The organism is Nonomuraea sp. NPDC003201 (assembly GCF_053590415.1).
The window spans coordinates 1-11,194 of sequence record NZ_JBSFTC010000338.1; the positions used below are offsets into that span (position 1 = coordinate 1).

Sequence of the window (11,194 nt, forward strand, 5' to 3'; positions counted from 1 at the left end):
GGCGGTGCCTCCGCGCGCGCTCGCAAGGACGGGGTCCGGCGCCCTGCGCGACCTGGGCCGACGCGAGCCGACGCCGCACCGGGGAGGGGCGCCCGCCGTTCCGGCCCGCTCTCCGCGCCGCTGTGCGCGCCTGAGCGCCGCGACGTCGTCCAAGTGGTACGTCCCCGGGGGATGGGAAGGGCCAGGCCGTCTGCGGGACGCTGAGGGACGGGAGCGGCCGTCAGCGGAGGAGCCGGCGAGGGTGAAGCTACTGGCCGGCCACTGCTCCGGTCCGCTCCCCGCGCCGTCGTCGGGCCCCGGCGGCGCGCCGTCGTGCCGGCCCCGGCGCTGCGGCGGCGTGCGCGCCTCAGAGGCGAGCGGACGGAAGGCGTACTGCCGGAGGGAGCGCGCCCCCCGACGAGCGGAAGCGCTCGGAGGAGGCGCGCCCCCGGCCGAGAAGAGGCGCTCGGAGGTCCGCCCACGGACGAGGGGAAGCGCTCGGAGTGGGAGGCGCGCCCCTCAGCCGGGGCGCGCCTCGAAATGGGCGGTCAGGCGCCGTTGACGGTGGCGCTGACCTCGATCCAGCGGTCGAGGGTGGCGGCGGCCGCGCCGGAGTCGACGGCCTGGACCGCGCGGGCGTAGCCGTCGGTCATGGCGGCGTCGAGGTCGTCGCCCGGCCCGTTGAGGGCCACCAGGGCCGCGGCGGCGTTGAGCAGGACGGCGTCGCGCACCGGCCCCGTCTTCCCCTGCAGCAGGTCGTGCACGGCCTGGGCGTTGAAGGCCACGTCCCCGCCCCGCAGCGCGCCCACGTCGGCGCGCGGGATGCCGAGCACGGACGGGTCGAAGGTCGTCTGCGTGGCCGTGCCCTCCTTGACCACCCAGACGGTCGAGGTGTCCGCGATGGTCAGCTCGTCGAGCCCGTCGTCGCCGCGGAAGACCAGCGCGCTGACGCCGCGCTCGGCGAAGACGCCCGCCAGCACGGGCAGCATCTTGGCGTCGAAGACGCCGATGGCCTGGGCGGCCGGGCGGGCCGGGTTGGTGAGCGGGCCGAGGAAGTTGAAGATCGTGGGTACGCCGATCTCCTTGCGCGTCGGCCCGGCGAAGCGCAGCGCGGGGTGGTAGACCGGGGCGAAGCAGAAGGCGATGCCCGCCTGCTCGGCCACCCGCGCCGTCTGCTCCGGCGTGAGGTCGAGCCGGATGCCCAGGTGCTCCAGGACGTCGGCGGCGCCGCACGAGGACGAGGCGGCGCGGTTGCCGTGCTTGACGACCCGGGCGCCCGCGGCGGCGGCCACGATGGCGGCCATCGTCGAGACGTTGACCGTGTGGGCGCGGTCGCCTCCCGTGCCGACCACGTCGACCACGGGCCCCTCCACGCTCAGCGGCGTGGCCAGGTCCAGCATGGTGCGGGCCAGGCCCACGACCTCGGCCACCGTCTCGCCCTTGGCGCGCAACGCCACCACGAAGCCGGCGATCTGGGACGGCGTCGCGGCGCCGGACATGATCTCCCGCATCGCCCAGGCCGACTCGTCGGAGGTGAGGTGCTCTCCGGACAGGAGAGCGGACAGCAGGGTGGGCCAGGTCGTCCGGGAGTCCATGGGCACCTACTTAGCGTTGAGTCGGGTCGAGGAGCGTCGGCGCATGAGGTCGGCCACGGTGTCGGCCAGGACCATGGGCTCCAGCGGCTGCGGCACCACGGCGTCGGCCTTGGACCAGTCGGCCAGCCAGCGGTCGTCGCGCCTGGCGATGATCAGGCAGATGGGCGGGCAGTCGTAGACCTCGTCCTTGGCCTGGCGGGAGACGCCCATGCCGCCCGCGGGCTGCGTCTCGCCGTCGAGGACGGCCACGTCGATCTCGCCCGAGCCCAGCCACTGGTGGACCTTGGGCTCGGTGGCGCATTCCACGATCTCCACGAGGGGTACGTCGGCGGCGGGGCGCCTGCCGATGGCCTGGATCACCTCGGCCCTGGTGGCGGCGTCGTCGCTGTAGACGAGGACCCTCATCGTGTCGTCGGTGCTCCCAGTGGAGGTCACTGTCGCGCTCGCTATCCCTTGTAGCAGTATGGTCACCTCGGATCGTACCGGTGCCCCGGTGTGCATTCCCAGGCCACCATGCCTGACAGGGGGTTTTGAGGCGATTCTCCCAGGTTGCCTCCCGGTTTGTACCTGCTAACCGGGGGGTCGTGCGCGGGACCGACCACCGAAGCCGCAATAATGCTGCCCGTGGCGACAGCATCCGCAATAACTTCGACGACGACAGCACAGTCGTACCGCAGACCCAATCTGGTCAGTGTCGGGACGATCGTCTGGCTGTCCTCTGAGCTCATGTTCTTCGCGGCGCTGTTCGCGATGTACTTCACCATCCGGTCGGTGAGCGTGGGCAACGGCTTCGATTGGGGCCCCGCCTTCCACAAGGTCGGCCTGGAGGCCGCCGAGGGCGCTCACCTGAACATCCCGTTCGCGACGGCCAACACGATCATCCTGGTTCTGTCGAGTGTGACGTGCCAGCTGGGCGTGTGGGCCGCGGAGAAGGGGCAGGTCGGCAAGCTCCGCTTCTGGTACATCGTCAGCTTCCTCATGGGCGCGGTCTTCGTGGCCGGGCAGCTGTACGAGTACGGCGAGCTGGCATCAGAGGGCGCGACCTTGTCCGCCAACCCCTACACCTCGGTGTTCTACCTGACGACGGGCTTCCACGGCCTGCACGTGACCGGTGGCCTATTCGCGTTCCTGTTCATGCTGGGACGCACGTACGCCGCGAAGCGCTTCACGCATGAGCAGGCCACCAGCGCGATCGTCGTGTCCTACTACTGGCACTTCGTAGACGTCGTCTGGATTGGTCTTTTCGCGACCATCTACATCATTCGTTAAGGAACGGGATCTCTGTGACTAGGATCACCGCTTGGCGGCGGCATCCCCTCGCGAGATATGCCGTCCTGATTTTGGCGTTGGCGCTGGTCGGGATGGTATACGCCGCCTTTGTCCAGGCGGGTAAGCCTGCCGACGCGGCACTGGCGGCAGGCAAGGTCGATGACGTGGCCGAGGGCAGGAGCTTGTTCGTCAAGCACTGCTCCAGCTGCCACGGCATGAACGCGGAGGGCACCAAGACGGCGCCCACGCTCGTCGGCGTCGGCGCCGCCGCGGTCGACTTCCAGATGGGCACCGGCCGCATGCCCGCCGCCAACCCGGGTCCGCAGGCGCCGCGCAAGCCGATGGCGCCCTGGGTCGACGAGACGAAGATCAGGCAGATCGGCGCCTACGTGCAGTCGCTCGGCGGCGGCCCGCAGGTCCCGGGCCAGGAGCAGGTCGACCCCAAGCTCGGCGACGCCGGCAAGGGCGGCGAGCTGTTCCGCGCCAACTGCATCCAGTGTCACAACTGGGTCGGCGCCGGTGGAGCCCTGACGCAGGGCAAGTACGCCCCCAATCTCAACTCGGCGACCCCCACCCAGATCTACGAGGCGATGGTCACCGGCCCGCAGGCGATGCCGGTCTTCAACGACTCGACCATCACGCCCGAAGAGAAGCGCAGCATGATCGCCTACATCACGCAGGTCCGCGCGCAGAAGGACCCGGGAGGTTTCGGCCTCGGGCGCATTGGCCCGGTGACCGAAGGTCTCGTAGCGTGGATCGCAGGCCTCAGTGTCCTCGCACTCGCCGCCATCTGGATCACCGCGAAGAAGCGACAGAAGTCATGACAGACAACGAGCACGAGATCGAGCAGCCCGATGAGCGCGTACCCAAGCGCGTCATCGGCACCCCCGCGCCGGGCACCTCGATGCTCGGCACCGCGGAGGCCCCGGACGTCGAGAAGGACGTCCCCGGCGTCACGCTGCCGGACGAGAGCAAGGCCCGCAGGGCCGAGAAGATCGTGGCGCTCTGCTTCACGATCACGTTCCTGGCCGCGATCGCGTTCATCATCTCCTACGTGGTCTTCCAGGTCGGCAGCCCCGAGGCGACCGGAGTGTCCAACTTCGCGCTGGGCACCTCGCTGACCGTGGCGATCCTGGGACTGGCGATCGGCATCGTGATCTGGGTACGCATGATCATGCCGAAGTACTCCCTGGTCCAGGAGCGCCACCCGATGGCCTCCGCCGAGGAAGACCGCGAGGTGGTCGCCGACACGTTCGTCCAGGGCGCCAACGAGAGCGGCTTCGTCAAGCGCAAGCTGATGCGCCGCACGCTGCTGCTGGCCGCCGCGCCTCTCGGCCTCGTGCCGGTGGTGCTGCTGCGCGACCTCGACAACAGCAAGATGCCGGGCGCGAAGTTCAACAAGCTGCTGCGCCACACGGTCTGGGGCGAGAAGACCAAGGAGGGCAAGCCGCTCAGGCTCGTCGTCGAGGGCACCGGCCAGCCCATCCGGGCCGCCGACTTCAACTCGCCCGGCGGCATCCTGTCGGTGGTCCCCGAGGGCTACCAGCACGACCTCAACGCCCTCGCCAAGGCCACGCTGATCCTGATCAAGTTCCGCCCGGAGGAGCTCAAGAGCGGCGTCCGGCAGAACTGGACGCACGACGGGATCGTGGCGTACTCCAAGATCTGCACGCACGTGGGCTGCCCCGCGGCCCTGTACGAGCAGAACACCCACCACATCCTCTGCCCCTGCCACCAGTCGACGTTCGACGCGGCCGACGGCGCGAAGGTCATCTTCGGTCCGGCCGCCAGGCCGCTGCCGCAGCTGCCGATCACGGTCGACGCCGAGGGCTACCTGATCGCCCAGGGCGACTTCCAGGTGCCGGTCGGCCCGAGCTACTGGGAACGCGGTGACGCCGAGCGCGCGGCCAGGGAGAAGGGAGGCCAGGCATGAGCGATCTGACCGCCGTGCCCAAGGCCATCGCCGGGCCGTCGACATTCCTCGACGACCGTCTGGGCGGGGCCAATTTCCTCAAGCGCAACCTGCGCAAGATCTTCCCGGACCACTGGTCGTTCCTGCTGGGTGAGATCGCGCTCTACTCGTTCGTCATCCTGCTGCTGACCGGTACGTTCCTGACGTTCTGGTTCAAGCCCAGCATGATGGAGGTCGCCTACGACGGCTCGTACGCGCCGCTCAAGGGCGTCATGATGTCGGAGGCCTACGCGTCGTCGCTGGAGATCAGCTTCGACGTCCGGGGTGGTCTGCTCATCCGGCAGATGCACCACTGGGCGGCCCTGATGTTCGTGGCCGGCATGATGGTCCACATGCTGCGGGTGTTCTTCACGGGCGCCTACCGCAAGCCGCGCGAGCTCAACTGGATCATCGGCGTGCTGCTGCTGACGCTGGCGCTCGCCGAGGGTCTGACCGGCTACTCCCTCCCCGACGACCTGCTCTCCGGCGCCGGTCTGCGGATCACCGAGGGTGTGGCGATCTCGCTGCCGCTGGTCGGCACGTACATCACGTTCTTCCTGTTCGGCGGGGAATATCCGGGTGAGGATGTCGTCGCCCGGTTCTACTCGCTGCACATCCTGCTCATCCCGGGCATCCTGCTGGCGCTCATCTCGGCTCACATGGTGCTCATGTGGGTGCAGAAGCACACGCAGATGCCGGGCAAGGGGCGCAACAACCACAACGTGGTCGGCGCGCCGTTCTACCCGGCCTTCATGGCGAAGGCGGGGGCGTACTTCCTGTTCACGCTGGCCACGGTGGCGGGCCTGGCGACGTTCGCCCAGATCAACCCGATCTGGCTGTTCGGCCCCTACACGCCCGCCGACGTGTCCGCGGGTTCGCAGCCCGACTTCTACATGGGCTTCCTGGAAGGCGCGCTGCGCATCATGGTGCCGTGGGAGATCAACCTCTTCGGCACCTCCCATGCCGGCACCCTGCCATTGAGCGTGATCATCCCGGCGCTGGTGCCGATGGGCATCGTCATGACGGGCCTGGCGCTCTACCCGTTCCTCGAACGCTGGGTGACGGGCGACCACCGCGAGCACCACATCGCGGACCGGCCGCGCAACAACCCGCACCGCACCTCGATCGGCATGTCGGCCATCACGTTCTACGGCGTGCTGTGGCTGCTGGGCGCCAACGACGAGATCTCGGCGAACTTCCACATCAGCCTCAACGTGACGACGTACGCCGGCCGGGTGCTGATCTTCGTCGCGCCGGCGCTGGCGTACATCATCACCTACCGCATCTGCCTCGGCCTGCAGCGTTCCGACGCCGCGGTCGTGTCGCACGGCGTGGAGTCGGGCGTCATCAAGCGGCTGCCGCACGGTGAGTTCATCGAGGTCCACACGCCGCCGGCGGACGACATCGAGGCCCACGTGCGGGGCAAGGAGCCGGTGGCGATGCTGCCGGTGGCCGAGGACACCGCGGGCATCCCGCCGAAGGGCATGCGCGGTCCGCTCGGCAAGCTGCGCGCTCGCATGTCGAAGGCGTACGGCGGGGAGAAGATCCCGCTGGACGAGGGACACGGGCACGAGGAAGAGCACGCCGCCATCGGCTCCGGTGGCGACGAGGACCGCAGCCTCACGCACTGACATCACCTCTCGCCACATACGGTGCGGGCCCGGACGACACGTTCGTCCGGGCCCGTCGCCGTCTCATCCCGTTCTCCTTGCTGGGGAAGAGGGCGTTGCCGTGGAAGAGGCGGCCTGGGCGCCCGGCGAGGGGGCCGTGCGGGACATGGGCACGTGACCGCCTGAGGGGCGCGCCGCAGGACCACGGCGTCTGGCGAGCGGGCCGTGCCTGGGATGCGCGGGCGCGCTCGGCGGGGGCTGGGAGCGTCGTCACGGGCGCTCGCACGCGGTGGGGACCCCGGGCCGAAGGTACGGCCGAGAGGCGGGCTCGCCGGAAGACGGCGCGGTCGGGCGCCGGAAGTCGCGCCGGTCGCGGGCGCTCAGCCCGAAAGGCCCCGAGGGGGCGCATCGGCAGGCAGGCCGCCGCGGCCGATGAGGTCAGCCCGCGTGGAGGTCGGCCCGCGTGGGGTCGGCCCGCGTGGGGTCGGCCGGTGTGGGTCAGCCGGTGTGGGGCAGCCCGTGTGGGGTCAGTCGGCTTCGGGGAAGCCGATGGAGAAGGCGGCGTCCAGGTCGTGCTTGGAGTAGGCGCGGAAGGCGATGTGCGTCTCCGTGTGCAGCACGCCGGCCACCTTGTTGATCCGCCCGGGGACCACCTCGGCGATCTCCTCGTACGCCGCCACCCGCACCATCGCCAGCAGGTCGTATTCGCCGGTGATGGAGTAGACCTCGCTGACCCCCTGGATCTCGGCGATCGTCTGGGCGACCTCCGGGATCCGGTCTACCTCTGCATTGATGTGGACGATAGCCGTGACCATGCATCAACTCTATCGTTTCACCTCAAAGGTCGCCCCTCCCGATTACGGCGCTGATCAAGATGGCGGTACGCGAGGTCGATGCGGGCCTTGTGACGGGCGGCGCCCCAGGCGGGCAGGCTCCACTCGCCCTCCACCTCCACCAGCCGCACCCCGGGCGACTCCAGCCAGCGCAGGATGCATTCGGTCTCCTCGGCGCTGGCCGCGTGGATCGGGCCGGCGCCCGGGATGACCGCCTCGGCCGTGGCCGTGAGGGAGGCGACGAAAGGGGTCGGATGGGCGCCCTTCGGCATGACCCCGGCCGCCGCCAGCCGCCCGTACCGGATGACGTGGATGTCCCAGCCGCCGCCGAACGCCGGGCTGGCGGCCACCAGCTGCGGGATGCGCGTGATGGCGCTCAGGCGCTGCATGCGCGCCGCCGTGCGGACGAAGGCCGCCAGCCGGTCGCGATCGACCGACGCCTCCTCGTAGCGCTGCTCCACCGACAGCCGCTCCATGCGCGCCGACACGGCGCTGAAGACGAGCGAGGCGTCGAGCGTCATGGCCCGGCGCGCGCTCTCCACGTGGAGCGCGTATTCCTCCTGGCTCTCCTTGCCCTCGCAGGGCGCGCCGCAACGGCCCATCTCGTGGAGCACGCAGGCCGCCCGCCGGGTGCGCAGCGTGACGGGCTGGGTGCACTGGCGCAGGGGGACCGCCTCGTGCAGGGCGATGCGGGCCTCGTCGGCCAGCCGGGCGCTGCCGAACGGGCCGAGGTAGGTGGCCCCGTCGTCCTTGAGCTCGCGGACGATCGACAGCCGCGGGAACGCCTCGGTGGTGAGCTTGAGCCAGACCACCTTCTCGGGGAAGCGGGAACGGCGGTTGTAGCGCGGCTTGGCGCCGCCGATCAGGCGCAGCTCCCTGACCTCCGCCTCCAGGGCGGTCGCGCAGACGACGTGGCGCACCCGCTCGGCGATGCCGATCATCTCGCGGATGCGCGGGCGGGTCTCGCCCGCGGTGAAGTAGGAGCGTACGCGGTTGCGCAGGTTGGTGCTCTTGCCGATGTAGAGGACCTCGCCGCGCTCGTCCTCGAAGAAGTAGACCCCGGGGGCGTGCGGCACCGACTCGGCCAGGTGGCGCTTGCGCTGCTGCTCCGGCGTGGGGGCGCGGACGAACGACTTGAGCTCCTCGAGCGTGTGCACCTGGAACGAGCCGGCCCGCTCGATCAGCCCGTGCAGCACCTCGACGGTGGCCCTGGCGTCCTGCAGCGCGCGGTGGCACGGCTCGGTGGAGCTGCGGAAGAACCTCGCCAGCGTGGCCAGCTTGGCGTTGGGCACCTCGTCGCGGGTCAGCACGCGCCGGGCCAGGTCGACGGTGTCGACGACCGGATTGGCCGGCGGGGGATAGCCGTGGGCGGCGCAGGCGGCCTTGACGAAGCGGGTGTCGAAGCCGGCGTTGTGGGCCACCAGCGTGGCCCCGCGGATGAACTCCAGGAAGCTCGGCAGCACCGCCTCGATCCGCGGCGCGGCCACGACCATCGCGTCGGTGATGCCGGTCAGCACCGAGATGAACGGCGGGATCGGCCCCCCTGGGTCGACCAGCGTCGAGAACTCGCCCAGCACCTCGCCCGCCCGCACCTTGACCGCGCCGATCTCGGTGATGGCGTCGTCGGACGGGGCGCCGCCGGTCGTCTCGAGGTCGAAAACGACGAAAGTGACCTCGCTCAGCGGAGTGCCGAGCTCGTCGAGAGTGCCTTGAACCGCGTCCACGTTCCAAGACCATAGAGAGGAAGACCGACAGGAACGAATAACCACCGCTCTTGATCCTTAGTTACCCTTCCCTGTATGTCCTCGGGAAGACTTGCCGGCCGCTATGCCCTGTTGCGCCCGCTCGGTGCGGGCGGCATGGGGAAGGTGTGGCTGGCCAGGGACGAGATGCTCGACCGCGAGGTCGCGGTCAAGGAGCTCACGCTGGCCGAGGGCATGTCGCCCAAGGAGCGCTCCGACTCGGTGATGCGGGCCGTGCGCGAGGCGCAGGCCACGGCGCGGCTGCGCCATCCCGGCATCGTGGCCCTGCACGACGTGGTCGTCGAGCAGGAGCGGCCCTGGCTCGTCATGGAGCTGCTGCGGGGCCGCACGCTGGGTGAGACGGTCCGCGAGTTCGGACCCATGCCGGCCGATCATGCCGCGCGGGTCGGCGCCGACGTGCTGGAGGCGTTGATCGCGGCACACGCGCTGGGGATGCAGCACCGCGACGTCAAGCCGGGCAACGTGTTCCTGACCGAGAGCGGGCGGGTGGTCCTCACCGACTTCGGCATCGCCCGGCAGGAGGGCCAGGCCACGCTCACCGAGCAGGGGCTGATGATCGGCTCGCCCGGGTTCATCGCGCCCGAGCGGCTGGCCGGCGAGCCGGGCGGGCCCGCCAGCGACGTGTGGTCGCTCGGCGCCACGCTCTACGTCGCGCTGACGGGCGCGCCGGCCTACGGGGGGTCGGCGGCCCAGCGGGTGCGGGCCACGCTGACGGAGCCCGTACCGGCCGCTCCGGGGCCGCTGGGGCCCCTGCTGGCGGCCATGATGGCGCACCAGCCGGCCGCCCGCCCCGACGCCCGGGTGATCGTGTCCGCGCTCCGGCAGGTGGCCGCCGGCGGGCATGCCCCGCACCTGCCCGTCAACCAGGACGTGACCGCGCCGACCAGGGTCAAGCGGCCCGGCAGGGCCGCGATCTGGATCGCCGCGGCGACGGCGCTCGTGCTCGGCGCGGGCGGCGCGACCGCCTTCCTCGTCCTCAGGGACCGGGCGGGCGCGGTGCCGGCCGCGTTCACCGTGCCCATGGACGTGTGCAAGCTGATCAGCCAGGAGGAGATGGGCGCGCTGCTGCGTACGCAGAGCCCGCCCAAGGCGCAGGCGAGCTCCGACGGCGAGGGCCCCAAGTGCGGCTGGGCGCTCGCGAGCACCGGCGTGGGACTGCAGGTGCAGAAGGACTCCGACACCGTCGACCCCTGGTCGATGACCCCGGCCACGGCCGGCGCGCTCTACCAAGGCCAGAAGCGCTGGTGGACGAGGTACGACCAGGTCGACTGGACCTGGGACGAGATCGGCGCGAAGACCTCGCAGCGGGCCACGCGCACCCCGGTCCGCGAGATCGCCGGCCTCGGCGAGGAGGCGTTCGGCTTCGAGCTGAAGGGCCCCACGGGCCGCGTGCACACCTCCCAGATCTACTACCGCCTGGCCAACCTGGTGCTCACCGTGCAGTTCACCACCCTCGGGGACAAACTCACCGACGAGGAGATCAAGCAGCGGGCGCTGAAAGCGGCGCAGACGAGCGAGCAGGCGTTGCGCAATGCCGGATGACCTCTATCTGCTGGCCGGCCGCTACCGTCTCATCGAGCGGCTCGGACAGGGCGGCGCGGGCACGGTGTGGCGGGCCATCGACGAGATCCTCGACCGCCAGGTCGCGGCCAAGCAGGTACGCGTGCCGGAGGGGCTCACCCCGCGGGAGCGGGCCGAGTTCGCCGACATGGCGATCCACGAGGCCAGGTCGGCCGGACGGCTGCGCGACCCGGCGATCGTGCTGGTGCACGACGTCGTCCTGGAGGGCGGCCAGCCGTGGATCATCATGGACCTGGTCACCGGCCGCTCGCTGGACAAGGTGATCAAGGATCAGGGGCCGCTGCCGCCCGGGTTCGTGGCCGCGGTCGGGCTGCGCGTGCTGTCGGCGCTGGAGGTCGCCCACGCCCACGGGATGCTCCACCAGGACGTCAAGCCCGCGAACATCCTGCTCGACCTCGACGGCTCCGCCATGCTCACCGACTTCGGCATCGCGACGCCGATGGGCGGTCAGGGCGGCAGGTTCGGCGGCGCGGGCTCGCCCGGCTACATGGCGCCCGAGCGGCTCAACGAGGAGCCCTCCAGCCCGGCGTCGCGATGCCGAAGTCGGTGAGCATGGCGGAGCCGTCGAGGTCGAGCAGGATGTTCGCGGGCTTGACGTCCTGGTGGAGCATCC

The 11,194-nt window shown here is 70.7% G+C and carries 10 protein-coding genes; 6 read left to right on the forward strand and 4 right to left on the reverse strand.

Translation table 11 applies throughout. The annotated features are described in order from the left end of the window. Positions 1–527: 527 nt before the first annotated feature. Positions 528–1,574 carry an anthranilate phosphoribosyltransferase gene (trpD, locus tag ACWDX9_RS52755; protein WP_355191538.1) on the reverse strand — a complete coding sequence of 349 codons (1,047 nt, stop codon included), beginning with the start codon at positions 1,572–1,574 and terminating at the stop codon, positions 528–530. A 6-nt stretch (positions 1,575–1,580) separates the two neighbouring features. Then, positions 1,581–1,979, reverse strand: a complete 399-nt coding sequence (locus tag ACWDX9_RS52760; RefSeq protein ID WP_090930538.1) for a hypothetical protein — start codon at positions 1,977–1,979, stop codon at positions 1,581–1,583. 210 nt (positions 1,980–2,189) lie between these two features. Here ACWDX9_RS52760 and ctaE point away from each other — a divergent pair, with 210 nt between their 5' ends. From ctaE to qcrB, 4 genes are read left to right on the forward strand one after another with little or no spacing between them, the layout of a single operon-like run. Continuing rightward, on the forward strand, positions 2,190–2,843 hold the full coding sequence (gene ctaE, locus ACWDX9_RS52765) for an aa3-type cytochrome oxidase subunit III (RefSeq protein WP_350728934.1): 654 nt from the start codon (positions 2,190–2,192) through the stop codon (positions 2,841–2,843). Between the two features lie 14 nt (positions 2,844–2,857). Then, positions 2,858–3,667, forward strand: coding sequence for a cytochrome bc1 complex diheme cytochrome c subunit (qcrC, locus tag ACWDX9_RS52770; RefSeq protein ID WP_449969532.1), 810 nt, complete (start codon positions 2,858–2,860; stop codon positions 3,665–3,667). Beyond that, a complete protein-coding gene (gene qcrA, locus ACWDX9_RS52775) occupies positions 3,664–4,776 on the forward strand; it encodes a cytochrome bc1 complex Rieske iron-sulfur subunit (protein ID WP_449969535.1) in 1,113 nt (370 codons plus the stop codon). The genes qcrC and qcrA overlap by 4 nt, the downstream gene beginning before the upstream one ends. Further along, on the forward strand, positions 4,773–6,425 hold the full coding sequence (qcrB, locus tag ACWDX9_RS52780) for a cytochrome bc1 complex cytochrome b subunit (RefSeq protein ID WP_449969537.1): 1,653 nt from the start codon (positions 4,773–4,775) through the stop codon (positions 6,423–6,425). Before qcrA ends, qcrB begins: the two co-directional genes overlap by 4 nt. A 506-nt stretch (positions 6,426–6,931) precedes the next feature. On the opposite strand, the gene ACWDX9_RS52785 is transcribed toward qcrB, so the two are convergent. After that, complete coding sequence (locus tag ACWDX9_RS52785; protein ID WP_080041188.1) at positions 6,932–7,219, reverse strand: Lrp/AsnC family transcriptional regulator; 288 nt, start codon at positions 7,217–7,219, stop codon at positions 6,932–6,934. 17 nt (positions 7,220–7,236) lie between these two features. Then, on the reverse strand, positions 7,237–8,961 hold the full coding sequence (locus ACWDX9_RS52790; RefSeq protein ID WP_449969540.1) for a DEDD exonuclease domain-containing protein: 1,725 nt from the start codon (positions 8,959–8,961) through the stop codon (positions 7,237–7,239). Positions 8,962–9,036: 75 nt separating this feature from the next. On the opposite strand from ACWDX9_RS52790, the gene ACWDX9_RS52795 reads away from it, so the two are divergent. Then, positions 9,037–10,542 carry a serine/threonine-protein kinase gene (locus ACWDX9_RS52795; RefSeq protein ID WP_449969543.1) on the forward strand — a complete coding sequence of 502 codons (1,506 nt, stop codon included), beginning with the start codon at positions 9,037–9,039 and terminating at the stop codon, positions 10,540–10,542. Continuing rightward, positions 10,532–11,131: a serine/threonine-protein kinase gene (locus ACWDX9_RS52800; RefSeq protein WP_449969545.1), complete on the forward strand. Its 600-nt coding sequence runs from the start codon at positions 10,532–10,534 to the stop codon at positions 11,129–11,131. Before ACWDX9_RS52795 ends, ACWDX9_RS52800 begins: the two co-directional genes overlap by 11 nt. The last annotated feature ends 63 nt before the right edge of the window (positions 11,132–11,194 follow it).